Source organism: Luteibacter sp. NPDC104163, from assembly GCF_055584245.1.
The window spans coordinates 8,888-33,105 of the sequence record NZ_JBVJMK010000002.1; the positions used below are offsets into that span (position 1 = coordinate 8,888).

General features: G+C 66.3%; 24 protein-coding genes and 6 tRNA genes. 23 read left to right on the forward strand and 7 right to left on the reverse strand.

Going from position 1 to position 24,218, the window contains the following annotated elements:
- Nucleotides 1-96: 96 nt before the first annotated feature.
- A complete protein-coding gene (locus tag ACZ6YI_RS03080; RefSeq protein ID WP_465777386.1) occupies nt 97-1,896 on the reverse strand; it encodes a M24 family metallopeptidase in 1,800 nt (599 codons plus the stop codon).
- A gap of 84 nt (nt 1,897-1,980) precedes the next feature.
- Here ACZ6YI_RS03080 and ACZ6YI_RS03085 point away from each other — a divergent pair, with 84 nt between their 5' ends.
- The 8 genes from ACZ6YI_RS03085 to truD all read left to right on the forward strand — a co-directional run bounded on the left by ACZ6YI_RS03085 (nt 1,981) and on the right by truD (nt 9,415).
- Nucleotides 1,981-3,660, forward strand: a complete 1,680-nt coding sequence (locus ACZ6YI_RS03085; RefSeq protein ID WP_465777387.1) for a CTP synthase — start codon at nt 1,981-1,983, stop codon at nt 3,658-3,660.
- 83 nt (nt 3,661-3,743) lie between these two features.
- Nucleotides 3,744-4,136, forward strand: a complete 393-nt coding sequence (locus ACZ6YI_RS03090; protein ID WP_440328392.1) for a hypothetical protein — start codon at nt 3,744-3,746, stop codon at nt 4,134-4,136.
- A gap of 10 nt (nt 4,137-4,146) precedes the next feature.
- A complete protein-coding gene (eno, locus tag ACZ6YI_RS03095; RefSeq protein ID WP_465777388.1) occupies nt 4,147-5,445 on the forward strand; it encodes a phosphopyruvate hydratase in 1,299 nt (432 codons plus the stop codon).
- 10 nt (nt 5,446-5,455) lie between these two features.
- Nucleotides 5,456-5,800: a cell division protein FtsB gene (gene ftsB / locus ACZ6YI_RS03100; RefSeq protein ID WP_465777389.1), complete on the forward strand. Its 345-nt coding sequence runs from the start codon at nt 5,456-5,458 to the stop codon at nt 5,798-5,800.
- The gene (gene ispD / locus ACZ6YI_RS03105; protein WP_465777390.1) at nt 5,800-6,489 is read left to right on the forward strand and encodes a 2-C-methyl-D-erythritol 4-phosphate cytidylyltransferase; all 690 of its coding nucleotides are present in this window, start codon (nt 5,800-5,802) and stop codon (nt 6,487-6,489) included. The genes ftsB and ispD overlap by 1 nt, the downstream gene beginning before the upstream one ends.
- The gene (ispF, locus tag ACZ6YI_RS03110) at nt 6,486-6,962 is read left to right on the forward strand and encodes a 2-C-methyl-D-erythritol 2,4-cyclodiphosphate synthase (protein WP_465777391.1); all 477 of its coding nucleotides are present in this window, start codon (nt 6,486-6,488) and stop codon (nt 6,960-6,962) included. Before ispD ends, ispF begins: the two co-directional genes overlap by 4 nt.
- On the forward strand, nt 6,959-8,386 hold the full coding sequence (mgtE, locus tag ACZ6YI_RS03115; protein ID WP_465777392.1) for a magnesium transporter: 1,428 nt from the start codon (nt 6,959-6,961) through the stop codon (nt 8,384-8,386). Before ispF ends, mgtE begins: the two co-directional genes overlap by 4 nt.
- Before the next feature lie 12 nt (nt 8,387-8,398).
- The gene (gene truD, locus ACZ6YI_RS03120) at nt 8,399-9,415 is read left to right on the forward strand and encodes a tRNA pseudouridine(13) synthase TruD (RefSeq protein ID WP_465777393.1); all 1,017 of its coding nucleotides are present in this window, start codon (nt 8,399-8,401) and stop codon (nt 9,413-9,415) included.
- An 88-nt stretch (nt 9,416-9,503) separates the two neighbouring features.
- Here truD and ACZ6YI_RS03125 read toward each other — a convergent pair whose 3' ends face one another.
- Nucleotides 9,504-10,046, reverse strand: a complete 543-nt coding sequence (locus tag ACZ6YI_RS03125) for a Smr/MutS family protein (RefSeq protein ID WP_465777394.1) — start codon at nt 10,044-10,046, stop codon at nt 9,504-9,506.
- 116 nt (nt 10,047-10,162) lie between these two features.
- Here ACZ6YI_RS03125 and surE point away from each other — a divergent pair, with 116 nt between their 5' ends.
- From surE to ACZ6YI_RS03145, 4 genes are read left to right on the forward strand one after another with little or no spacing between them, the layout of a single operon-like run.
- A complete protein-coding gene (gene surE / locus ACZ6YI_RS03130; RefSeq protein WP_440326243.1) occupies nt 10,163-10,945 on the forward strand; it encodes a 5'/3'-nucleotidase SurE in 783 nt (260 codons plus the stop codon).
- A 49-nt stretch (nt 10,946-10,994) separates the two neighbouring features.
- Nucleotides 10,995-11,630, forward strand: a complete 636-nt coding sequence (locus tag ACZ6YI_RS03135; protein ID WP_465777395.1) for a protein-L-isoaspartate(D-aspartate) O-methyltransferase — start codon at nt 10,995-10,997, stop codon at nt 11,628-11,630.
- A gap of 29 nt (nt 11,631-11,659) precedes the next feature.
- The gene (locus ACZ6YI_RS03140; protein ID WP_440326244.1) at nt 11,660-12,268 is read left to right on the forward strand and encodes a YqaA family protein; all 609 of its coding nucleotides are present in this window, start codon (nt 11,660-11,662) and stop codon (nt 12,266-12,268) included.
- Entirely contained in the window at nt 12,265-13,308 is a 1,044-nt protein-coding gene (locus tag ACZ6YI_RS03145; RefSeq protein WP_465777396.1) for a peptidoglycan DD-metalloendopeptidase family protein, read from the forward strand. The genes ACZ6YI_RS03140 and ACZ6YI_RS03145 overlap by 4 nt, the downstream gene beginning before the upstream one ends.
- A 15-nt stretch (nt 13,309-13,323) precedes the next feature.
- Here the strand turns inward: ACZ6YI_RS03145 and panE are convergent, their stop codons facing one another.
- From panE to ACZ6YI_RS03160, 3 genes are read right to left on the reverse strand one after another with little or no spacing between them, the layout of a single operon-like run.
- Nucleotides 13,324-14,259: a 2-dehydropantoate 2-reductase gene (gene panE / locus ACZ6YI_RS03150; RefSeq protein ID WP_465777397.1), complete on the reverse strand. Its 936-nt coding sequence runs from the start codon at nt 14,257-14,259 to the stop codon at nt 13,324-13,326.
- A 6-nt stretch (nt 14,260-14,265) separates the two neighbouring features.
- Entirely contained in the window at nt 14,266-14,646 is a 381-nt protein-coding gene (locus ACZ6YI_RS03155) for an Mth938-like domain-containing protein (protein WP_465777398.1), read from the reverse strand.
- Between the two features lie 6 nt (nt 14,647-14,652).
- Nucleotides 14,653-14,949: a YhbY family RNA-binding protein gene (locus ACZ6YI_RS03160; RefSeq protein ID WP_440328137.1), complete on the reverse strand. Its 297-nt coding sequence runs from the start codon at nt 14,947-14,949 to the stop codon at nt 14,653-14,655.
- A gap of 88 nt (nt 14,950-15,037) precedes the next feature.
- Here ACZ6YI_RS03160 and rlmE point away from each other — a divergent pair, with 88 nt between their 5' ends.
- The 9 genes from rlmE to ACZ6YI_RS03205 all read left to right on the forward strand — a co-directional run bounded on the left by rlmE (nt 15,038) and on the right by ACZ6YI_RS03205 (nt 20,349).
- Nucleotides 15,038-15,688: a 23S rRNA (uridine(2552)-2'-O)-methyltransferase RlmE gene (gene rlmE, locus ACZ6YI_RS03165; protein WP_440328136.1), complete on the forward strand. Its 651-nt coding sequence runs from the start codon at nt 15,038-15,040 to the stop codon at nt 15,686-15,688.
- Nucleotides 15,685-17,616: an ATP-dependent zinc metalloprotease FtsH gene (gene ftsH / locus ACZ6YI_RS03170; RefSeq protein ID WP_465777399.1), complete on the forward strand. Its 1,932-nt coding sequence runs from the start codon at nt 15,685-15,687 to the stop codon at nt 17,614-17,616. The genes rlmE and ftsH overlap by 4 nt, the downstream gene beginning before the upstream one ends.
- 219 nt (nt 17,617-17,835) lie before the next feature.
- Nucleotides 17,836-17,912 (forward strand) — tRNA-Arg (locus ACZ6YI_RS03175).
- A 139-nt stretch (nt 17,913-18,051) separates the two neighbouring features.
- A tRNA-Pro gene (locus ACZ6YI_RS03180) sits at nt 18,052-18,128 on the forward strand.
- A 24-nt stretch (nt 18,129-18,152) separates the two neighbouring features.
- A tRNA-Arg gene (locus ACZ6YI_RS03185) sits at nt 18,153-18,229 on the forward strand.
- 13 nt (nt 18,230-18,242) lie between these two features.
- Nucleotides 18,243-18,319 (forward strand) — tRNA-His (locus ACZ6YI_RS03190).
- A 27-nt stretch (nt 18,320-18,346) separates the two neighbouring features.
- Nucleotides 18,347-18,422: transfer RNA gene (locus tag ACZ6YI_RS03195), tRNA-Lys, on the forward strand.
- Between the two features lie 105 nt (nt 18,423-18,527).
- The gene (locus ACZ6YI_RS03200) at nt 18,528-20,177 is read left to right on the forward strand and encodes a phosphoethanolamine transferase (RefSeq protein WP_465777400.1); all 1,650 of its coding nucleotides are present in this window, start codon (nt 18,528-18,530) and stop codon (nt 20,175-20,177) included.
- A gap of 87 nt (nt 20,178-20,264) precedes the next feature.
- Nucleotides 20,265-20,349, forward strand: a tRNA-Leu gene (locus ACZ6YI_RS03205).
- An 84-nt stretch (nt 20,350-20,433) separates the two neighbouring features.
- Here ACZ6YI_RS03205 and ACZ6YI_RS03210 read toward each other — a convergent pair.
- Nucleotides 20,434-20,673, reverse strand: a complete 240-nt coding sequence (locus tag ACZ6YI_RS03210) for a hypothetical protein (RefSeq protein WP_465777401.1) — start codon at nt 20,671-20,673, stop codon at nt 20,434-20,436.
- A 132-nt stretch (nt 20,674-20,805) separates the two neighbouring features.
- Complete coding sequence (locus ACZ6YI_RS03215; RefSeq protein ID WP_465777402.1) at nt 20,806-22,182, reverse strand: MFS transporter; 1,377 nt, start codon at nt 22,180-22,182, stop codon at nt 20,806-20,808.
- A 103-nt stretch (nt 22,183-22,285) separates the two neighbouring features.
- Here ACZ6YI_RS03215 and soxR point away from each other — a divergent pair, with 103 nt between their 5' ends.
- On the forward strand, nt 22,286-22,720 hold the full coding sequence (gene soxR, locus ACZ6YI_RS03220) for a redox-sensitive transcriptional activator SoxR (RefSeq protein ID WP_465777403.1): 435 nt from the start codon (nt 22,286-22,288) through the stop codon (nt 22,718-22,720).
- Between the two features lie 176 nt (nt 22,721-22,896).
- Nucleotides 22,897-24,189 carry a trigger factor gene (gene tig, locus ACZ6YI_RS03225; protein WP_465777404.1) on the forward strand — a complete coding sequence of 431 codons (1,293 nt, stop codon included), beginning with the start codon at nt 22,897-22,899 and terminating at the stop codon, nt 24,187-24,189.
- Nucleotides 24,190-24,218: the final 29 nt, after the last annotated feature.

Genomic DNA, 24,218 nt, shown 5'->3' on the forward strand with positions numbered 1-24,218 from the left:
AATCACCCTGTTCGCCCGGGTGTTGGGGGGGGGGGGGGGGGCGGTTGGGGGGGGCCCCCCCCCCCCCCCGCCCCCACCCCCGCTCCCACAAGTGCGTTATAGGGGCGCGCAGTGCCATTCGAGCCAGGCGCGGTCTTCGCCATCCAGCAGGGGAGACAGGGCGGCCCGTACCGTGGCGTGGTAGTCGTCCAGCCAGGCCCGCTCCGAGGGCTCGAGCAGCCGTGGTTCGAGGCCGCGGCGGTCGAAGGGGCACAGGGTCAGCGTCTCGAACGCGTAGAACTCGCCGAATTCCGTCTCGTCGGCCTGGCTCACCACGGCCAGGTTCTCGTGGCGGATGCCATAGCGGCCCGGCTTGTACAGGCCGGGTTCGATCGACGTGATCATGCCCGGCTCCAGCGGGACCAGCGCGCCACCGGTTACCGGAGGGCGGATGCCGTGCGGGCCTTCATGCACGTTGAGGAAGTAACCGACGCCGTGGCCGGTGCCATGGCCAAAATCCATGCCGGCCGCCCACAGCGGCGCGCGGGCGAGGGCGTCGAGCTGCGGGCCGCTCGCGCCCTTCGGGAAGCGGGCGCGGGAGAGGGCGATCATGCCCTTCAGGACCAGGGTGGAATCGCGCTTCTGCTCATCGGTGACCGGGCCCAGGGCCAGGACGCGGGTGATATCGGTGGTGCCGCCCAGGTACTGGCCGCCGGAATCGACCAGCAGCAGTCCCTTCGCCGCGAGCGCGCTGAACCCGGCCTCGGTGGCCCGGTAGTGCGGCAGGGCACCGTTGGCCTGGTAACCGGCGATGGTCGAGAAGCTCTCGCCGACGAAGCCATCCTGGACCGAACGGGCCTCGCGGACGATGGTGTCCACATCCAGTTCGGTCAGCGGCTGCCCGGCGGCGACGCCGGCCTCGATCCGGCGGAAGGCGCGGGCCAGCGCCGCACCGTCGCGACGCATCGCGTGGCGGATGTGCTCCAGCTCTTCAGGGGTCTTGCGTGCCTTGGCGGCGGTGGAGGGCGCGGCGCCCCGGATCTGCTTCACGCTGGCCGGTACGCCCTCGAGCACGGCGACCACGACCTTGCCCGGATCGAACAGGAGGGTGGCTTCGTCCGGCAGGGCCGCCAGCGCGGCTGCCGCGGTGCCGTAATCGGCCGTCGCGACACCGTCCGCCGCCAGGGCGGCCTTCACCGGGGCCGGGAGCTTGCCCGCGTCGATGAACAGCGTGGCGCGCCCATCTTCGATAAGCAGATGGGCCAGGAACACCGGGTTGTAGTCGACATCGGCACCGCGCAGGTTGGTCAGCCAGGCGATATCGTCCAGGCTGGAGACCAGGTGGTGCGTCGCGCCGGCGCGGCGCATGGCGGTACGTACGTGTTGGAGCTTGTCGGCCCGGCTGATCGGCGCATACGTTCCTTCGTGGGCAAAGACCGGTGCGGCCGGCCGGGCGGGGCGATCGGCCCAGGCCGCGGCGGGAAGGTCCAGGTCGGTGCGCAACTGCGCGCCGCTGGCGCCCAGGCGCTGGGCGAGGCCTTCGGCGCCCGCCACGGAGATACTGTCGCCGGCCACGGCGACGGTAGCGCCCTCGCCGAGTTCGGCCGCCAGCCAGGCGACGTGCTCGGGCGTGTGGGCCACGTTGAGCTTCATCAGCGGCAGGCCGCTACCTGCCAGTTCGGTCTCAGCCTGGAAGAAATACCGCGAATCGGTCCAGAGGCCGCCGCCCTTGGCCGTGACCACCAGGGTGGCGGCGGAGCCGGTAAACCCGGAGAACCACTCCCGGGCCTGCCAGCGCGGGGGCAGGTATTCGGAAAGGTGCGGGTCGGCCGTGGGCACGACGACGGCGGCGACACCGGCGCGGGCCATGGCGGCGCGCAGGGCTTCGAGACGGGCGGGGATCGGGGATGTGCTCATCCCCCCATGTTAAGCGTTCAGCCAACCCCTCGCGAGCGGCCGTGCACTCGGGTAAAATACAAATTTCCAGCACTGGCTGCTCGCATGACTCCCCTGATTTTCGTCACCGGCGGTGTGGTGTCTTCCCTTGGGAAAGGCATCGCAGCGGCGTCGCTTGCCTCCATTCTCGAGGCGCGTGGTCTCTCCGTGACCATGATGAAGCTCGATCCGTATATCAACGTGGATCCGGGCACCATGAGCCCCTTCCAGCACGGCGAGGTGTACGTCACCGACGACGGCGCCGAGACCGACCTGGACCTGGGCCACTACGAGCGCTTCGTGCGTACGCGCCTCACCGGCAAGAATTCGATTACCGCCGGCAAGATCTACGAGGCCGTGATCCGCAAGGAGCGCCGCGGCGATTACCTTGGCGCCACCGTGCAGGTCATCCCGCACATCACCGATGAGATCAAGCACGCCATCCACGAGGCTACCCGCGGTTTCGACGTGGCGCTGGTCGAGGTGGGTGGCACCGTGGGCGACATCGAGTCGCTGCCCTTCCTGGAAGCCATCCGCCAGTTGCGCATCGAGCACGGCGCGGAAAAGTGCATGTTCGTGCATCTGACCCTGGTGCCCTATATCAAGGCCGCCGGCGAGATCAAGACCAAGCCGACCCAGCACTCGGTGAAGGAGCTGCGTTCGATCGGTATCCAGGCCGACGTGCTGCTCTGCCGCACCGAAGAGCCGCTGCCTGACGCCGAGCGCCACAAGATCGCCCTGTTCACCAACGTGCCGAAGAACGCGGTCATCAGCACGGTCGATGTCGATGTGATCTACAAGCTACCGATGTGGCTGCACGACCAGGGCCTCGACGAGCTGGTGATCAAGCGCCTCGGCCTCGATGCCGGTCCGGCCGATCTCTCCAGCTGGGTGCGCACGGTCGAGGCCGTCGAGCACCCGCGCGACGAGGTCACCGTGGCTATCGTCGGTAAGTACGTCGAGCACAAGGATGCCTACAAGTCGCTGGGTGAAGCCCTGCGTCACGGCGGCATCAAGCAGTCGACCCGCGTCACGCTCGACTGGATCGATTCGGAAGACGTCGAGGCCCGCGGCGCCCGCACCGTACTCGGCCATGCCGACGCCATCCTCGTGCCGGGCGGCTTCGGCAAGCGTGGCTTCGAGGGCAAGATCCTCGCCGCGCAGTTCGCTCGCGAAACGGGCATCCCGTATTTCGGCATCTGCTACGGCATGCATGCCGCGGTGGTCGAGTTCGCCCGTAACACGGCGGGGCTGACCCAGGCGGATTCCAGCGAAAACGACCGCAACACGCCGGATCCCGTCATCGGCCTGATCACCGAGTGGACGACGGCCACGGGTGAGACCGAGCAGCGCAGCGAGCGGTCCGACCTGGGTGGCACCATGCGCCTGGGCGCCCAGGAGTGCCGCCTGAAGGCCGGTACGCTGGCGCGCGAGCTGTATGGCGAAGACGTGGTGCGCGAGCGCCACCGCCATCGCTACGAGTTCAACAACCGCTACCGCCAGTCGTTCGAGGATCTCGGCCTGGTCATCTCGGGCAAGTCGATGGACGACCTGCTGGTGGAAGTCGTCGAGCTGCCGCGCAACGTGCATCCGTGGTACCTCGGTTGCCAGGCGCACCCCGAGTTCACCTCGACCCCGCGCGAGGGCCACCCGCTGTTCATCGGCTTTGTGCGCGCGGCGCGCGAGTACAAGGCCGTGCGCGATGGCGAAAAGCTGGCGGCGCGCTCCGAAGAATCGGCGGCTTGACGCTATGATGGGCACTGCCCGGCGCGCTTGAGCGCCGGGCTTTCAGCGAGGGGGCCAGGGGCCTCCCCAGGAGAAGGGCGTCGATGGTCGAAGACAGCGGGATCCCCATCGGGAGCGCCCATGCCCAGCATGCGGCGGCGCCGAAGCTGCCGCAGTCGGGTCTCGGCATCGCGTCCTTCATCATCGCGCTCGTTTCCGGTCTCGCTGTCCTTGGTGGCATCACGCTATCGGCCCTGCTCATCGCGAGTGGCGGCGATACGGCTGACCACCTTCCGCTGTTCGGCCTGATCGGCATCGTCCTCATCTTTTTCCTGCTCGCGGCACTGGTCGGCACAGTGCTGGCCCTGGTGGCGCTGCGCCGCCAGGACCGCCGGCGCACGTTCGCCGCGATCGGCCTTGGCCTCAACGTTTTCATCCTGCTTGGTACCGGCGCCATGATGCTGCTGGGTACCGTGCTCCGTCATTCCAACTCGTAACGGGAAGCGCATGACCACCTCGATCACCAAGATCCACGCCCGCGAAATCCTCGATTCCCGCGGTAACCCCACGCTCGAAGCCGAAGTCACCCTGGCGGATGGCTCGTTCGGCCGCGCGGCCGTGCCCAGCGGTGCCTCCACCGGTACGCGCGAAGCCGTCGAACTGCGCGATGGCGACAAGTCGCGTTACGGCGGCAAGGGCGTGAAGAACGCCGTGGGTAACGTCAACACCACCATCGCCAAGGCGCTGGCCGGCTTCGACGCGCTCGACCAGAAGGGCCTGGATGACAAGCTCATCGCCCTCGACGGCACCGACAACAAGGGCAAGCTTGGCGCGAACGCGCTGCTCGGCGTCTCCATGGCCGCCGCGCACGCCGCCGCAGCCTCGAAAAAGCAGGCCCTGTGGCAGTACCTCATGGTCAACGGCGGCGGCTCGCTGCCGGTGCCGATGATGAACATCATCAACGGCGGCGCGCATGCCGACAACAACGTCGACGTGCAGGAATTCATGGTGCTGCCGGTGGGCGCGCCGAACTTCGCCGAAGCGCTGCGTTACGGCGCCGAGATCTTCCACGCGCTGAAGTCGGTGCTGAAGGGCCGCGGCCTGAACACTTCGGTGGGCGACGAAGGTGGCTTCGCGCCGAACCTCAAGTCGAACGTCGAAGCGCTCGACACGATCCTCGAGGCCGTGGACAAGGCCGGCTTCAAGGTCGGTAGCGAGATCCTGCTCGGCCTCGACGTGGCCAGCTCGGAGTTCTTCAAGAACGGCAAGTACGATCTGGAAGGCGAGGGCAAGGTGTTCACCCCGGAACAGTGGGTCGACACCCTGGCTTCGTGGGCGAAGCAGTACCCGATCGTGACGATCGAAGACGGCATGGCCGAAGGCGACTGGGACGGCTGGGCGCACCTCACCAAGGTGGTCGACGGCGCGATCCAGCTGGTCGGCGACGATCTCTTCGTCACCAACCCGAAGATCTTCCAGGAAGGCATCGACAAGAAGATCGCCAACGCCATCCTGATCAAGGTCAACCAGATCGGCACGCTGACCGAGACGCTGGAAGCCATCGCCATGGCCGACCGCGCGAAGTATGCGGCCATCGTTTCGCACCGTTCGGGCGAGACCGAGGACACCACGATCTCGGATATCGCCGTGGCGACCACCGCGACCCAGATCAAGACCGGTTCGCTGTGCCGCACCGATCGCGTGGCCAAGTACAACCAGCTGCTGCGTATCGAGGAAGCGCTGGGCGCGCAGGCGAAGTACGCCGGCCGCAACGCGTTCCCGAACCTGACCAAGCTCCCGGGCTGACAGGGGTACCGTGAGCAACGCGGCACTCCTGCGCTGGGTCGGCCTGATCCTTGTCGTCATCCTCATCGCCCTGCAGCTGAAGCTGTGGGTCGGCGGTGGGGGGATGGCCGAGGTCGATTCGCTGCGCGCGTCGGTCAAGAAACAGACCGAGGAGAACGCCACGTTGCAGAAGCGCAACGAAGCGCTGGGCGCGGACGTGGAAGACCTGAAGCACGGTGAGCAGGCCACCGAAGCGCGTGCGCGCCAGGAACTGGGCCTGATCAAGCCGGGTGAGACGTTCTACCAGGTGGTGGAGCCGGGGGCCGCGACCAGCGCGCCTCCGCCTCCGCCGCCCGTCAGCGCTGGCGACCAGTAATGGACGCGCTGTGGTGCGTGATTCCGGCCGCCGGCAAGGGCGTCCGGGCCGGCGGCGACCGGCCCAAGCAATACCAGTCGCTCGCCGGGCGGCCGCTGCTCGACCACACGCTGGAGCGGCTTGCGGCGCACCCGCTTATCGCGGGGCTGCTCGTCGTGATCGCGGCGGACGATACCCATTTCGCCACGATCGACCAGGTCCGCGGCAAGCCGCTGCTGACCGCCGTGGGCGGGAGCGAGCGGAGCTATTCCGTGCTGGCCGGCATCGATGCGTTGCCGGCTTCGGAGGGGCCTGATGCCTTCGTGCTCGTGCACGATGCCGCGCGCCCCTGTGTCCGTGCCGACGACATTACCCGGCTTGTCACACTGGCAGGGCAAGGTGAGGGTGGCCTGCTGGGCGCCCCGTTGCGCGACACGCTGAAGCGTGCCGATGCGGACGGCCACAGCGCGGCGACCGAGCCGCGCGACGGCCGCTGGCGGGCCTTTACCCCGCAGATGTTCCGCCGCGCCGCGTTGGCGCATGCACTCCGCCTTGCCGCCGACGCCGGTATCGTCGTCAGCGATGAGGCCATGGCCATCGAGCGCGCAGGCGGCAAGCCGCTGCTCGTCGAGGGCTCTGAAGACAATATCAAGGTCACGACCGCGGCGGATTTCGCGCTCGCGGAGTTCCTGCTCGGGAGGACAAGATGATTCGCATCGGACAGGGATTCGACGTGCATGCCTTCGGCGAAGGCGACCACGTGATGCTCGGCGGCGTGCGCGTGGCGCATAAGCAGGGCGTGCTGGCGCATTCCGATGGCGACGTCGTGCTGCATGCGTTGTGCGATGCGTTGCTGGGCTCGCTCGCGCTGGGCGACATCGGCAAGCATTTCCCGCCCTCGGACGAAAAGTGGCGGGGCGCCGATAGCCGCACCTTCGTGCGCGCCGTGCGCGAGCTGGTGCTCGCCCGTGGCTACGTACTTGGCAATGCCGATGTCACCGTGATTTGCGAAGCGCCGAAAGTGCTGCCGCACGCCGACGCCATGCGCGCCAACATCGCCGCCGATCTCGGCGTGGACGTCGACCGCATCAGCATCAAGGCCACGACCACCGAAACCCTCGGCTTCACCGGCCGCCGCGAAGGCATCGCCGCGCTGGCCAGCGTGCTGGTACAGCCCGCGTGACGGAGCTCGAGGCCCGCATTCCGGCGCCACGCCTGCAGGATCGCCTGGAGACGATCAACGACCTGCTGCGCCGGCGCGAGGCGGTGGAAGCACTCGACGAGGTGACGCCCGCGGGCGATGCCGTCACGCTGGAGCGCATCGACGTCGAGCTGCAGGCCACGCTGGACGGTCTGCACCCGGCGGACCTCGCCGATGTGCTGGAATCGCTGCCGCTCGAGGATCGCCTTGCCGTATGGCAGCGTGTCCGCAGCGACCGCGATGGTGAAATCCTTCTCGAGGTCTCCGATTCCGTTCGCGAATCGCTGATCGCCGACATGGACGACCGCGAGATCCTCGCGGCCGTCGAGCCGCTGGATGCGGACGAGCTCGCCGACCTCGTCGATGACCTGCCGACGGAGGTGCTGCCTGAACTCATGGCAAGCCTCGACGCGCAGGAGCGCGAGCGCGTGCAGGCCGCCATGTCCTACGAGGACGACCAGGTCGGCGCGCTGATGGATTTCGACATGGTCACCATCCGCGAGGACATCAGCCTCGAGGTGGTGCTGCGTTACCTTCGCCGTTTCGAGGAACTGCCGGCGCAGACCGACAAACTGTTCGTCGTGAACGCGGAGCATGTGCTGACCGGCGTGCTGCCGCTGCACTGGCTGCTGGTGAATTCGCCGGACAAGATGGTCCACGAGATCATGGCACCCGACGTGAACACCTTCCGTCCGGAAGACGACGCGTATGACGTGGCCCAGGCGTTCGAGCGCTATGACCTCGTCACCGCGCCGGTGGTCGACGCGCACACGCGCCTGATCGGCCGCATCGCCGTCGACGCGATGATCGATTTCATTCGTGAGGAAGGCGAAGCCGAAGCGCTGTCGCGCGGCGGCCTGCGCGAGGAAGAAGACATCTTTGCCTCGGTGTGGAAATCGGTGCGCAACCGCTGGGCCTGGCTGGCGACGAACCTGGTGACGGCGTTCATCGCATCGCGAGTTATCGGGCTTTTCGAGCATTCCATTGAGAAGCTGGTGGCGCTTGCCGCGTTGATGCCCATCGTGGCCGGCATCGGCGGCAATTCGGGCAACCAGACCATCACCATGATCGTCCGCGCCATGGCGCTGGAACAGGTGAACGTGGCACAGGCGGGCCGCCTGTGGCGCAAGGAGCTGGGCGTCGCCCTGATCAACGGCATTCTCTGGGGCGGCGTGATCGGTATCGTCGCCTGGCTCCTGTACGACAGCGCCTCGCTCGGGCTGGTCATGACCGCGGCGATGACGCTGAACCTGCTGCTCGCCGCCTTCATGGGCGTCGGTATCCCGATGCTCATGGTCAGGCTCGGCCGCGACCCGGCGCTGGGCTCCAGCGTGCTGATCACCGCCATGACCGACAGCGGCGGCTTCTTCATTTTCCTTGGCCTGGCCACGCTGTTCCTGATGTAAAGGCACCACCTGATGACTGAGCAAGAACTTCCCTTCGCGTTTGGCGCGCCCCCGCTGCGCGCCCTCCTGCGCAGCCAGCCCGAGGATTTCTTCGTCGAGGAGATCCTGGGCTATGAGCCGGATGGGGCGGGCGAGCATGCCTTTGTCCTTGTGGAGAAGCGCGGGGCGAATACCGACTGGGTGGCGCGTGAGGTGGCGAAGTTCGCCGGTACGTCGCCGATGAACGTGGGCTACGCCGGTATGAAGGACCGCCACGCCGTAACTCGCCAGGTTTTCACCGTGCAGTTGCCGGGCAAGGCCGATCCGGACTGGAGCACTTTCCCACATGCGGACGTGAAGCTGACCGCGCTCGGCCGTCATTCGCGCAAGATCAAGCGTGGTGCCCTGCGTGGTAACCGCTTCGTTCTGGTGCTGCGTGAGATCGACGGTGATCGTGCCGCCGCCGAGATCCGCCTGGCGGCGATCGCCGCCCGTGGTGTGCCCAACTACTTTGGTGAGCAGCGCTTCGGCCTGGGCGGGAATAACGTTGAGCAGGCGCGGGCGATGTTCAAGGGGCGCCGCGTGGATCGCGACAAGCGTTCCATCCTGCTGTCGTCGGCGCGCTCGCATATCTTCAACGGCGCGCTTGCGGAGCGCGTTGCCACGGGTACGTGGGATGCGGCGATGGACGGCGAGATCTGGGGCCTCGATGGCTCGCGTTCGTGGTTTGGGCCTGAGCCGTTCACCGACGTGCTTGCGGAGCGTCTCGCCCGTTTCGATATCCATCCGACCGGGCCGCTGTGGGGCAGGGGCGAAACCCCGGCGTCGGGCGACGTCGCCGTGCTGGAAAACGCGGTTGCCGCGCGCGATGCCGACCTGGCGGAAGGCCTCGCTGGCGCGCGGATGGACCAGGAGCGCCGCGCGCTTCGTCTCAAGCCCGCTGACTTCGGCTGGCGCTGGCTAGACGACGGTGCGCTGGAGGTGAGCTTCGCACTACCCGCCGGTGCCTACGCGACCACCGTGATCCGCGAGCTGGCCCTCACCAGCTGAACAAGCCCCTGTGGGAGCGCGCTTGCGCGCGATGGGGTGCTTGCCGCGAGGGGCTATCGCGCGCAAGCGCGCTCCCACAGAAAGATCTTCAGGCCTTGAGCAGGACGACGACGGCACCCGTGCCGCCCTGCGCCGGCCTGGCCGATGCAAAGGCGACGACATCGTCACGCCGCCGTAGCAATTTGTCCGTGAGCCCCTTCAACACGGGGCCGGCGGCTTTCGAGCGCAGGCCCTTGCCGTGGATGATCCTTACGCAACGCACGCCATCGCGGTGGCAATCGGCCAGGAACTCGGCGATGGTCAACTGGGCCGCCGCGGCGTTCATCTGGTGCAGGTCCACGTCGGCCTGGATGCTGAACTGCCCGCGCTTCAGCTGCTTCAGCAATTTCGGCGGATAGCCGTCGCGCAGATACGATAATTCTTCACCCACTTCGAGATCGGCGGGGTCGTAATCGAACAGCATCGAATCGGCCGGCACCGCCGCTTCGTCCGCATCGCGCATGAACGGAATCGGGGCAGGGCGAGGTCGTTCAGGCTCCACTTCCGCCGCCACGACGGGCCGCACGTCGCCGATCGCCTCCCGGAACAGGCGGCTGTCGTCGTCATGTACCGAGGGACTGCGTCGTTTCATGAAGTCCATCCTAGCCTGTTCCGGTGAATCCCGCGCCTCGCTCCGGTAGACTTGGGGAGTCGTGCGGCCCAGGTTGGATATGGGGCCGCCAGCCCCGTTTTTCGATCTGGATCAGCATGCAAGTTCTGGTTAGCAACGACGACGGCGTGGAGGCTCCTGGCATCCGGGTGCTGGCCGAGCGTCTTGCCGGGTTCGGCACAGTGACCGTGGTGGCGCCCGACCGCGACCGCTCCGGCGCGAGCAACTCGCTCACGCTCGACGCGCCCATTCGCGTCCACCGGCTCGACGACGGCCGTTACCGCGTCGCCGGCACACCGACCGATTGCGTGCACCTCGCGCTTTCCGGTTTGCTCGATCACGACATCGATATCGTCGTATCCGGGATCAACAACTGCGCGAACCTGGGCGATGACGTCATCTATTCCGGGACGGTGTCAGCCGCGATGGAAGGACGCTTTCTCGGCCTGCCCGCGATCGCCGTTTCGCTGGTCACGAAGGAAGGCTCCGGCCAGCATTTCGAGTCAGCCGCGAACGCCGTGCTCATGCTGGTGCGCCGTCTCGTCGTCGATCCGCTTCCGGCCGATACGATCCTGAACGTGAACGTGCCGGACCTGCCGTGGGACGAGATCCGCGGTTTCGAGGTGACCCGCCTCGGCAAGCGGCATCGCTCCGCGCCCGCCATCCGCACGGAAGACCCGCGCGGCCGCACCATGTGGTGGATCGGCCCGCCGGGCAAGGTGGATGACGAGGGCCCGGGTACCGATTTCAACGCGGTGAGCCGCGGTTACGTGTCGGTTTCACCGATCCACACCGACCTTACGCGCTTCCAGGCACTGGAGAAGGTGAGCAGCTGGATGCTGGCGCTCTCCGCCGGGATGGAAGACGAGGAGGCGGCCTGACGTGGTGAACCTGCACGCCCTGCCGCCGTCCGCCTTGCGCGGTGAAGGCATGACTTCGCAACGCGCCCGCGACCGCCTTGCCGCGAAGCTGGCGGAAGAGGGCATCCGTGACGAGCGCGTGCTGGAAGTGATTCGCCAGTTGCCGCGCCATCATTTCATCGACCAGGCGCTGCACTCGCGCGCTTACGAAAACACCGCGCTTCCGATCGGCCACGGCCAGACCATTTCGCAGCCGTGGATCGTCGCCCGCATGACCGAGGCGCTGATCGAGCACGGGATTCCGGAACGCGTGCTCGAAATCGGCACCGGCTCGGGTTACCAGGCGGCGGTGCTGGCCGGCGTGGTGCCCACCGTCTATACCGTGGAGCGCATCGAGGAGCTGCTGCGCCAGGCGCGCCGGCGCTTCCGCCAGCTCGGTATCGAAAACCTGCGCTCGCGCCACGACGACGGCAAGCTGGGCTGGCCGTCGGACGCACCGTTCGACGGCATCATCCTCACGGCCGCCGGCGACCGCATCCCCGCCCAATTGCTCGACCAGCTCAAGCCGGGCGGCGTCCTCGTCGCGCCCGTCGGCAGCCCGAGCCAGCAGGTGCTCGTGCGCCTGCGCAAGGACGAGGGTGGCGAGGTCATTCGCGAAGAACTCGGCGCGGTCAGTTTCGTCCCGCTTCTCGGCGGCATCGGCTGATGCGCCTTCCACGCAAGGGAGTCCGCTGAATGCGGCTGTTCGGATCACTTTACGAGCGTGCCATCACCTGGGCGCGCCACCGCCATGCCGTGCGTTACCTGGCCGGGCTCTCCTTTGCCGAAGCCTTTATCTTCCCGATCATGCCCGAGGTGATGCTCGCGCCGATGATGCTGGCCGAGCCGAAGAAGGCCTTCCGCTACGCGAACTGGAGCCTGCTGTTCTCACTGCTCGGTTCGCTCGTGGGTTATGCGCTCGGGCATTTCGCCTACGAAGCGCTGAAGCCGCTGCTCGAATCGATGCACCTGCTGGCGCCGATCCAGGTGGGCGTGGCCAACCTGCAGAAAGACATGCAGTCCCATTCGCTGGGCCTCTACATCGTGCTGGCAATGGCCGCGCTGCAGCCCGTCGTGCCGATGAAGTTCGTCACCTGGGCCTCCGGCATCGTCGGCGTGCCCATCCTCCCGTTCCTGCTGTGCATGCTCATCGGCCGCGGCAAGCGGGTGTGGCTGCTGGCCTTGCTCGTCCGTATCTTCGGTGAACGGGCGGAGCAGATGCTGCGTAAACACATCGAGTGGATCGGCTGGGCTGTTATCGTAGCGATCATCCTCCTGGCTGCCTGGTGGTTCCTGCTGCGATGAGCGACCCAAATAGGACATCCGTGGTCCGCCTGCTGCGCCCGTTGGCTTATGCCGCGGTGGCGGGCGGTGTGCTCCTGGCCGCCGGCTGCAGCGACCTCGATCCGGCGCGCCGCCACTCGGTGGTCGTCACGCGTCCGGCCGGGTACAGCGCCGCCAGCCCGCACGATGTCGCTCCGCCCCCGCCGCCGGGTGGCGTCTATCGGGTGAACAAGGGCGATACGCTCTACAGCATCGCGTTCCGCAACAAGGTCGATTTCCGCGACCTCGCGCGCTGGAACAACGTCGATTCGTCCTACACGATCTGGCCGGGGCAGGAACTTCGCCTTTCGCCGCCGGACCAGGGCAAACCGGTCGCCGTTGCGCCGCCGCCCTCGCACGCGGCGCCCGTGGTCGCCGCCGTTCCGCCAGCCGCACATCCCTCGGCGCCGCCGCCCGCATCGCAACCGGCTCCCTCGCCCCAGGCCGGGTTCCAGGGTGTGACCGAAGCTGAGGCGGCACCCGCGCCGGCCACCACGACCAATACACCGGTGGTCGTCGCGGGCAAACCTGCCGAATCCGTCGTCCCGCCACCGGCGCCACCCAGCGCGCCGCCAGCCGCCGTGCCGCCGCCGGTAGAGAATCCGCCCGCGTCGACGCCGATCATTGCCAGTGGCGCGACCCGCAACGCTGGCGGTATTACCTGGCGCTGGCCGGCCGATGGCACGCTGATCAAGCGCTTCGCCTCGGGCGATGCGATCCCGGGTATCGAGATCGGTGGCAAGTCAGGCGATCCGGTCCGCGCCGCCGCCGATGGCGTTGTCGTGTACAGCGGCAATGGTTTGGTGGGCTATGGCGAGCTGGTCATCATCAAGCACAGCGACAGCTTCCTTTCTGCCTACGGGCATAACCGGAAGCGCCTGGTGAAGGAAGGCGAGAAGGTGAAGGCCGGCCAGACCGTGGCGGAGATGGGTTCGTCGGGCGCGACGCGCGATGAGCTGCAGTTCCAGATCCGCCGCGATGGCAACCCGGTCGACCCGCTGCAGTTCCTGCCGCCGAAGTAACCCGGCAGCCTGGCGTTAGCCGGCGCGTGCCTTGCGGGCCTCGAACGCCTGCAGGTGTGTCCATGCGGTTTCGAGCATCGGTGCCTTGACGCCCTGGGCGTGAGCGCGGCGCAACATGTCGCCGACGATATGGTCCGCCTCGATTTTCTGGCGACCTTCCAGGTCGCGCAGCATTGATGCGGTGAGCGGCGAGCCCTCCTGGGTAAGGACCTTCCATGCCATGGACCTTGCCTGGTCGGGCACGGGCTGCCCGGATGCGCGCGCCACGGCCAGGCACTCGTCATAGAGTTGCTCGACCAGCCGGCGGCCGTCGTCGGTGCCGACGATATCGCCGATGCTTGCGCGGAAGAGGCAGGTGCCACCGGCGAGTGACGTGAGGAAGGTGAACTTCGCCCACAGGTCGCGGGTGATGTCAGCCGAGTGCACGTGGTCGACCTTGGCCGTCGCGAATGCTGCCGCGAGCGCATCGCAGCGGCCCCCATGGGCTTCGCCATCCCGCTCCCCGAATGTCACCGAGGCGCCGCTGCCGAAATGGATGACTTCGCCATCCGGCCCCTTGGCCGCGCTGATCACGCACATGCCGCCGATCACTTTCCCTGCGCCAAAGCGGGCATCGAGGGTGGCGTAGTGGGCGAGTCCGTTGAGGATCGGCAGGACCGCCGTGTGCTCGCCGACTGCCGCATCGATATCTTCGATCGCCGAGTGCAGGTCGTAGGCCTTGCAGGACAACAGGACGATATCGAAGGGGCCGGCGTCCGTCATGTCCGCGGCGGTGACGTGCTTCACCTTCAGCGTCGCATCGCCGAACGGGCTGCGGATAACCAGGCCCTTCTGCTCGAGGACGGCCGCGCGTGGCGGGCGAACCAGGAAGGTGACGTCCACCCCCGCCTGGGCGAGGCGGCCGCCGAAGTAACCGCCGGTCCCGCCGGCGCCGAGGACCAGGATGCGCATGGGCGTTTAGCCTTGCTTGGGCAGGATGAAAGCGACCAGCACCCGGCGGCCTTCGCCGGAGAGCAGGCTGTAGGTCCGGGCGGCCGATCCGCTGGTCATGGCTTCGACGCCAATGCCGCGCCGGAGGAAGCCGGCCATGACCTCGGCCGGGGGGAAGACCTGGCGCTCACCCGTGCCGATGACGACGATCTCCGGCTTCAGGGCGGCGATGGTCTCCACGTCGGCGAGACTCATGGCCTTCGCGTCGGTCACCGGCCAGTCCTCAACGACCTGTTCGGGGGTGAGGAGGAGGCTGGCGTGGAAATCGCGGTCCACCACCGTGACGGTGTCCGCGCTGACCCGGCGTACGAAAAGGTACTCGCCGGGGCGATCTAGCGTGAGATCCATGGAGGCTTACCGGGGCAGGGCGAGCTTCGGATCCTGTTCGTTGCGGCGGAACAGGACCACGACGTGACCGATTTCCTGGACGGTTTCGGCCTTGGTCTCGCCGGTGAGGAAGGCGATCTGGGCCTGGCGCTCGTCCTTGTCGCCGCCCGACAGCTTCACCTTCACCAGCTCGTGCTGGTCGAGGGCGTTGCCCAGTTCCTTGGCCACCGCCTCGGTGGCGCCCTTGGCGCCGAGCAGGATCACGGGGGAAAGGTCGTGCGCCAGGCTGCGGAGGTAGCGGCGCTGCGTAGGGGAGAGCGACATTGCGTTCAGGTTCGATTCGCGGGGGAGAGGGGGCAAAGGGTATCATGCGTGCCCCCTTCTCTTCTTTATCTGGCGGATTCCCCGGCCGATGGCACGCAGTAAAAGCAGCTCCCGCTGGCTCAAGGAGCACTTCGACGACCCCTACGTCAAACGGGCCCAGGCAGAGGGCATGCGTTCGCGCGCCGTTTTCAAGCTGGAGGAAGTGCTTGAGAAGGACCGCCTGATCAAGCCGGGCATGACCATCGTCGACCTGGGCGCGGCCCCGGGCGGATGGTCGCAGCTGGCGCGCCAGCGCCTCGGCGAATCCGGCAAGGTCATCGCCCTCGACATCCTGCCGATGGTGGGGCTCACCGGCGTCGACTTCATGCAGGGCGATTTCCGTGAAGAAAGCGTGCTCCGCGAGCTCGAGGGCATGCTGGAAGGGAAGAAGGTCGATCTTGTCCTCTCGGACATGGCCCCCAATATGTCCGGTGTGGCCCTCGCGGACCAGATCCGAGCCATGGATCTTTGCGACCTCGCCCGGCAGTTCGCCCTCGACTGGCTGACGCCCGGCGGGTCGTTCCTGGTGAAGTTGTTCCAGGGGGCCGGTTTCGACGAGTATCTAAAGAACTTGCGCGCTGACTTCAGTCGCGTGACGATGCGTAAACCGAAGGCCTCCCGCGCGCGTTCGCGAGAGGTCTATGCGCTGGCGACCGGCCTCAAGTCCGCGTCCCGGCAACCTGGCGAGAACCGCGCATGAATGAGATGGCTAAAAACCTGTTGCTCTGGCTGATCATCGCGGTGGTCCTCCTAACCGTATTCCAGACCTTCAACCCGCACGGCGGCTCGTCGCAGGACATGTCCTACACGGCGTTCGCCCAGCAGGTCGATAACGGCAATGTTGCGAGCGGCACGATCACCTCGTCCGCCCCGCCGACCATTACCGGCAAGCTCAAGGACGGCGGCAGCTACCGCACCGTCGTGCCGGTGGTCGGCCTGTCGACCAGCGACCTGGTCAAGCAGATGCGCGACAAGGGCGTCGAGCTTCGCCAGGAGCCTGCCGATAACGGCTTCTCCCTGATCGGCCTCCTGTTCAACTGGCTGCCCATCATCATCTTCGTGGCCGTGCTCATCTGGTTCATGCGCCAGATGCAGGCCGGCTCCGGCGGCCGTGGCGCCATGAGCTTCGGACGCTCGCGGGCCAAGCTGCAGGGCGAGGACCAGGTCAAGGTGAACTTCACCGACGTGGCCGGTTGCGACGAGGCCAAGGAAGAAGTCGGCGAGCTGGTCGAATTCCTCCGCGACCCGGGCAAGTTCCAGAAGCTGGGCGGCAAGATCCCGCGCGGCGTGCTCATGGTCGGCCCCCCGGGTACCGGCAAGACCCTGCTCGCCAAGGCGATCGCGGGCGAGGCCAAGGTGCCGTTCTTCTCGATCTCCGGGTCGGACTTCGTCGAAATGTTCGTCGGCGTGGGCGCCAGCCGCGTCCGTGACATGTTCGAGCAGGCGAAGAAGCACGCGCCGTGCATCATCTTCATCGACGAGATCGACGCGGTCGGTCGCCACCGCGGCGCCGGCATGGGCGGCGGTCACGACGAGCGCGAACAGACCCTCAACCAGTTGCTGGTCGAGATGGACGGTTTCGAAGGCACCGAGGGCATCATCGTCATCGCCGCCACCAACCGTCCGGACGTGCTGGATCCGGCGCTGCTGCGCCCGGGTCGCTTCGACCGCCAGGTCGTTGTCGGCCTTCCGGACGTCAAGGGTCGTGAGCAGATCCTCAAGGTCCATATGCGCAAGGTGCCGACGGCTGCCGATGTCGATGCCATGACCATCGCCCGCGGTACGCCTGGCTTCTCCGGCGCGGATCTCGCCAACCTCGTCAACGAGGCCGCGCTGTTCGCCGCGCGCGAGAATGCCCGCGAAGTGCGCATGAGCCACATGGACCGCGCCCGCGACAAGATCCTCATGGGTGCCGAGCGTCGCTCCATGGCGATGAACGACGAAGAGAAGAAGCTCACCGCTTACCACGAGGCGGGCCACGCCATCATCGGCCGCCTGGTGCCGGAGCACGACCCGGTCTACAAGGTGACGATCATTCCGCGCGGCCGCGCCCTGGGCGTGACCATGTACCTGCCGGAAGGCGACCGCTACAGCATGAACAAGGTCGCGATCGAATCGCAGCTTGCGTCGCTGTACGGCGGCCGCGTTGCCGAGGAAATCATCTTCGGCGCGGACAAGATCACGACCGGCGCTTCCAACGACATCGAGCGCGCCACCAAGATGGCGCGCAACATGGCGACGAAGTGGGGCCTCTCGGACGAGCTCGGCCCGGTCATGTACGGCGAGGAAGAGGACGAGGTCTTCATCGGTCGCTCGGTGACGCAGCACAAGAGCGTCTCCAACGAGACCGCGCGCAAGATCGACGAAGTGGTGCGGACCATCCTGGATCGCGCTTACGCGCGCAGCAAGGAGCTCCTGACCACCAACATCGACAAGCTCCACGTGATGGCCGAAGCGCTGCTGCAGTACGAGACCATCGATGCGCGCCAGATCGACGACATCATGAATGGTCGCGAGCCCGGCCCGCCGGCTGACTGGCAGAAGCCTGGCTCGACGCCGCCTCCGCCGCCGCGCGGTGATTCCGGCTCGGCGCCGGATAAGGTCGGCAAGCCGGCTACGCAGCTGTAAAAAGGGAAGGGCGGCCACTGGCCGCCCTTCTTCGTTACGGGACGCTCAAATGCCCGTGCGACAACCATTTAGCCGTCCAATTACCCCGACTGTTACCGTTGCGAGAAAAAAAGTTTCAAAAAAGTGTTGACGCACACCCTCGATATCTGAATAATTCCGCTTCTCGGCACGGCGGAAACGCTTCACAGCGATCTCCACCGGGTCTAAGGTTTTAAGTGTGCGCCCGTAGCTCAGTTGGATAGAGTACCAGGCTACGAACTTGGTGGTCGGGAGTTCGAATCTCTCCGGGCGCACCATTTTTAAAACACCATTGATGTCGTTCGCGGTTTCAGTGGTGGTAGTGGAAAGTGTGGTGTGTTCATACGGATTGACGGGCTAGGCTTTGACCCGTAGCATCTGAAAGCTTCGCCAGTACAACGGTGTGGTTTTAGGTTTCGGGGTATAGCTCAGTCTGGTAGAGCGCCAGCTTTGGGAGCTGGATGTCGGGGGTTCGAATCCCTCTGCCCCGACCAATTGGTGCTCTACGTACAGTGCCTGCGCCTGTAGCTCAACCGGATAGAGCATCGGCCTTCTAAGCCGACGGTTGCAGGTTCGATTCCTGTCGGGCGCGCCAGTTAAGGTTTATGGTGGGCGTAGCTCAGTTGGTTAGAGTACCGGATTGTGATTCCGGATGTCGTGGGTTCGAATCCCATCGTCCACCCCACTTTTGTTTGTTACAATTTACGTTTCCGGGCCGTTAGCTCAGTTGGTAGAGCAGTTGACTCTTAATCAATTGGTCGTAAGTTCGAATCTTACACGGCCCACCAATTCGAAAGGCGCTTAGAGAAATCTAAGCGCCTTTTTCTTTGGTACGCTTGCCGGTTACACATTTCTTACACGCTGGCGTATCCAAAGGGCCAGATCGAGGCCGAATGATTATCCAGGAACACTCTGCCCAGCGTGGCGCGAAGCGTGGCATCCCCGCCTGGCTGCTGGGCGCTGCGGTGGCGCTTTATATCCTTGTCGTGCTCAATCGTCCGCTTTGGGGCGAGGTACATAGCGCGCTCGAGGTATCACGCGGCACCGCCGGGTTCTGGGCCCTCAGCGCGTCGATCTGGTGCCGGCTCGTGGCGAACCTCGTGCTCACGCTCGCGCTGGTCATCTGGCCGCGCATCGGCAAGCCGTTGCTGGCGTTGCTGATCCTTGTGGCGGCCGCCAGCGCTTACTACACGCAGACCTTTAGTGTCCGCCTCAACGAAGACATCATCCAGAGCATCTTCGAGACGACGCGTGCGGAAGCCATGGCGCTGATCACGCCTGCCTTCCTGGGCTGGATGGCGTTGTTCGGCGTGCTGCCCGTCGTGATCATTTCGCTGGTCCCGGTGCGCTTCATGCCGTTGTGGCGTGGCCTTGGTGTGCGTGCCGCCATCATCGTCACCGCTACGTTGTTGCTTGTCCTGCCGCCCCTGCTGGTCGGTCGCAACTACATCTACTTCGAGCGCAACCACCGCGGCATGTACGACGTGTACCACCCGTACGCCGCGCTCAGCGGCACGTTCCACTACCTGCAGCGCGATGTCTTCCGCAAGAAGAGGGTGGTGGCACCGATCGGTACGGACGCGACCCTTGCGCCGAATGCCGCGATGGCGGCGCGCAAGCGTGTCGTCGTGCTCGTGGTCGGGGAGACCGCGCGCGCCGAGAACCAGTCGCTGCAGGGCTATGCGCGCGACACCAACCCGGAGATGAAGCGCGCAGGCGCCATCTACTTCAGCGACGCCTGGTCCTGCGGGACGGCGACGACGGTGTCCGTGCCGTGCATGTTCTCGAACATGACCCGCGAGAAATTCGACAAGCCGGTGGCCAAGGCGCGCTGGAATGCGCTGGATGTGCTGCAGCACGCGGGTGTGGACGTGCTCTGGCGCGATAACGACGAGGGTTGCAAGGACGTCTGCGAGCGCGTGCCGAACGATGACCTGACCAATGCGAAGATTGCCGGCCTGTGCGACGCCAGTGGTTGCCTCGACGAGGTGCTCGTCAGCGACCTGCCTGAGCGACTCGCGAAGCTCCGCTCACCGGCCTTGCTCGTCCTGCATATCAAGGGCAGCCATGGCCCGGCGTACTTCCAGCGCTACCCGGCTGCATTCAACGTCTTCAAGCCCGGCTGCGATACCGCCGAGGTGCAGACCTGCACCTATGCGCAGACGGTGGCCAGCTACGACAACACGATCCTGTATACCGATCACATCCTCGGCAAGGTGGTCGAGGCGCTGAAGGCGGAGCCCGATGTCGACAGCGCCATGATGTATCTCTCCGATCACGGCGAATCGCTCGGTGAGAAGGACGTGTACCTCCACGGCGCCGACTGGGCGACCGCGCCCACCCAGCAGAAGCACATCCCCATGCTGATGTGGCTGTCGCCGGGCTGGGTGCGCGACAGCGGGCTACGGATGGAGTGCGTGGACCAGCGCCGTGTCCAGCCGGCCAGCCAGGACAACCTGTTCCACACCCTGCTGGGCTTCTTCCAGACGAAGACCGAGGTCTACCGGCCGGAGCTGGACCTGCTGGCTGGCTGCCAGGGCTGATTGCGCCGAACGTGCGGGATGGGCAGGCCGCGGCACGCGGCCCGGTGTGGACCGGCGGCTTGCCTGCCCCTAGAATGGCGCCGCGATGCGAGAGTGGCGGAATTGGTAGACGCACCAGATTTAGGTTCTGGCGGAGAAATCCGTGAGGGTTCGAGTCCCTCCTTTCGCACCATGTGATTCCAGGCGCCCCGGTATCGCAATGATGCCGGGGCGCGTTGCATTCGGCGGTCGAATCGGTCGCCCGGCTGCGGGGCGCCTAGAAGGTTAGCTTGAGCGCCGCTGCGATGACCGCTGCGCAAGTACCCAGCGCGCTCACCAGCAGCGTGATGAACGTGATCTTGAGGTAGTGACGATGCTCGGCCTCAATCTTCGCGGTTTCCGCGCGCAACTTCGCGCCCTCATCACGTGCTCTCGCGCTTTCCTCCAGGATCTTTAACGTCTCGGCTACTGTCTTCGAGATGGCTAACTGGATTTGCTCGTTGTCGTTCCGGTCCAATGTGGTAGCCCGATCCATGAGGTGCGTTGCCCTTCAGCGTAGCAGGCGTCATTTGCCTTCATGCAAAGTAGTGGCGTGCACCACCGACGAACAGGCGATCCTGGCCGATGGCTTGCGTAGGGCTTTTCTCGCTTAACGTAGTGCTGGCGCGTTCGTCCGGCGCGCGACCACATTCGCCAACCACGAAAGCAACACCGTGATGGCGAAGTTCGCACCGAACGCCATGGTCTGCGATACGTTGAGTAATGCCGCAAACAACGAGCCGCCGATGGCGAGTGTCGAGGCGACCGCGAGCGATTCGCAGAGTTGTAAGGCCGACGCGTTCGTACCCTGTTCGTGCGGTGCGGACATCGACAGCGCGAGCGTCGACACGGTGCCGTAGACCATACCGATGCCGAGCCCGGTGGTAAGCCACCCGAGCACCGACACGGGCACCGGCGTGGCGGCGAACGTCGCGAGCCCGGCGACGACCGTGCCGATCGCCATCAATGCCGTTCCACGATTCAACAGCGCCTGCCGCGAGATCTTCGCCAGATGGCCCTGGTACCACGAGCCTGAAAACCAGCCCACGGCGCCCACGCTGATCGCGAGGCCTGACCATGTGGGTGACAGGCCGTGCTGGCGCGAGAAGGCGAGCGGCAGAAAAGCCTCGGCGCCGAAGAAAGCGGATGCCGCGAGACCGCGCAGGCCGATGACCGCGGGCAAGCCGCGAGCGGCACGAAGCGTGCCCGGTGGCAGCAGGCGTCGGCCACAGAAGATCAGCGCGCCGAGCGCGGGTGTGAGAAGCGCAACGGCGCGCCAGCCCTGTTCCTGCCCGGCCATGAACAGCGCGCAGGCGCCCAGCGAGGCGCCGACCGCGTTGACCATGCGGCCGGGCTGGTCGTTGTCGTGAGCGACGGGCGGGTCAAGCGAGCGGATCGCACCGCGCACGCCGAGCGCGGCCGGAATGGCGAGCAGGGGCACGCCCAGGAAGACCCAGCGCCAGCCGACGTGCTCGACGATGAGGCCGCTTACCGCCGGGCCGATCAGCGCAGGCACTACCCATCCCGCGGAGAACGAGGCGAAGACCTTGGGGCGTAGGTAGTCGGGGTAGAGGCGGCCGACGATGACATAAAGGGCGGGGGAAAGAAGCCCCGCGCCGAGCCCCTGGATAAGCCGGCCCACGAGCAGCATGGGCATCGTATGGGCGAAGCCAGCGACCACCAGGCCGGCGACGAAGCCGCCCAGGCCTGTCCAAAGGGCAGGGCCCGGGCCGCGCCGGTCACTCCAGCGCCCGGAGATCACCATGCCGATCACGCTGGTCGCGAGGACACCCCCGAAGGCGAGCGCGTACAGGCGCAATCCGTCGAGCTCACGTGCAACCGTGGGCATCGCCGTCGTGACGGCGAGGGCTTCGAACGCGATCAGTGAGATCAGGGCGACCATGCCGAGCGTGGCCGCTCGATAGCGTGGGGCGAGGATGCCTTCGGCGGGGGAGGCCGCGGCGTGGAGGAGCTGGGGGTCAGACATACCCGCGTTCATGGTCGATCCTTGGGGGTGGGGAGTGTCGCATGGTTGCGTGCGTGGCCCGGAAGCCGCAGGATCGGACCTGAACCATGGTTGAGGTCAAGCGATGCGTGAGCTGAGCGTGGGTGAAGTGGCCCGCCGTGCCGGGGTGGCGGTGTCCGCCCTCCATTTCTACGAGAGGAAAGGGCTGATCCACAGCCTCCGGACCGCCGGGAACCAGCGCCGCTACGGTAGCGACGTCCTGCGCCGGATCGCCGTGATCCGCGTGGCCCAGCGTGTAGGTATTCCCCTGGAGGCCATACGGCAGGCGCTGGCGAGCCTGCCGGAAGGCCGTACGCCCAGCCGGGAAGATTGGGCGGGCCTCTCGGCTCGCTGGCGCCAGGACCTCGACGACCGTATTGCCCAGCTCACCAACCTGCGAGACCGGCTGGGCGACTGCATTGGCTGTGGGTGCCTCTCCATGTCAGCCTGCGCCCTCGCCAATCCGGGTGATTCGCTGGCAGCGGAAGGGGGCGGGCCCCGACGCTGGACCGGGCCGTGAGGCCTGTTGCGGCGGTATGACGGCAAAACGTAGAATGGGCAGTCATTTGCGGGGTTTTCGTCAGCGCCGGCTGGTCCGGGGTGGGGCCAGGCGCTCGCGGTGAATCCCTACAGTTTTGGTCAAGGCGGCGGATGCCGCCATCGCGCCGCAGATAAGCGGCGGTTTCAGGAGAGGTCATGCAGGTTTCGGTTGAGAATGTCGGCAAGCTCGGGCGCAAGCTCACGGTGAAGTTCCCGGCTGAGCGTCTGGAGACGCAGGTCTCCGAGCGCATCGCGGAAATGGGCCGCACGGTCCGCCTCAAGGGCTTCCGTCCCGGCAAGGTGCCCACCACGGTGATCAAGCAGCGTTTCGGCGCGCAGGTCCGTGGCGAGGCTCTCTCGGACCTCATCGGCAGCACCCTGCGCGAAGCGGTGAACCAGGAGAAGCTCCAGCCGATCGCCAACCCGTCGGTCGACACCACGGGCAACGCCGTCGACGGCGAGATCGCCTACACCGCCACCTTCGAAGTCATGCCGGAATTCCCGGCGGTCGACGTGGCCGCGCTTGAGATCGCCCGCCCGAAGGCCGAGGTGAAGGATTCCGACATCGACAAGATGATCGAAACCCTGCGCACCCAGCGTCGCAGCTTCGACGAAGTCGCCCGCGCCTCGAAGGAAGGCGATTTCGTGATGTTCGAATACGCCGCCGAAGCCGGCGACTACCGCTTCCCGGCCGAGGGCCTGGAGCGCGCTGGCAGCGTGATCGGCTCGGGCACCCTGTTCAAGGCTCTGGACGACGCCCTGACCGGCCGTAGCGCCGATGAAGACCTGGTCCAGGACGTCGCCTTCCCGGACGATTTCCGTAACCCGGAACTCGCCGGCAAGACCGCCAAGGTCACCTTCAAGATCATCAAGGTCCAGGAGCCGAACCTCCCGGCCGTGGATGCTGAGTTCATCCAGCTGTTCGGCGTGGCCGATGGCGATGTCGAGACCTTCCGCAAGGAAGTCCGCGCCAACCTCGAGCGCGAGCTCAAGGCCACCCTCATGGCCCGCCTGAAGTCGGAAGTGGCCGAGAAGCTCGCCGAGGCGTACCCGGACCTGGACGTGCCGGACCTCATGGCCAATGCCGAGGCGCAGAGCCTGGCGGCCGGCAACCTGCCGCGCGGCCAGCAGCCGTCGCCGGAGATGGTGGCCCAGGCCCTGCCGTTCGCGAAGAAGCGCGTCATCGCCGCCCTCCTCATGGGTGAGATCGCCCGCAAGAACGAGCTGCGCCTGGACCGCAAGCGCATGGGCGAAATGCTCGCCGCGATCGCTTCCACCTATGAAGAACCGGAAAAGGTCATTGAACTGTATAACAGTGACCCCCAACTGATGCAGGGACTGCAGAACCGCGTGATGGAAGACCAGGTGGCCGAATGGGTGGCGGATAACGCCAAGTCCAGCGACCAGGAACTGAGCTTCGACGAGGTAATGCGGCCGATCGGCGCCTGAGGCGCCGGTTTACCAGCACTAACCGGGCC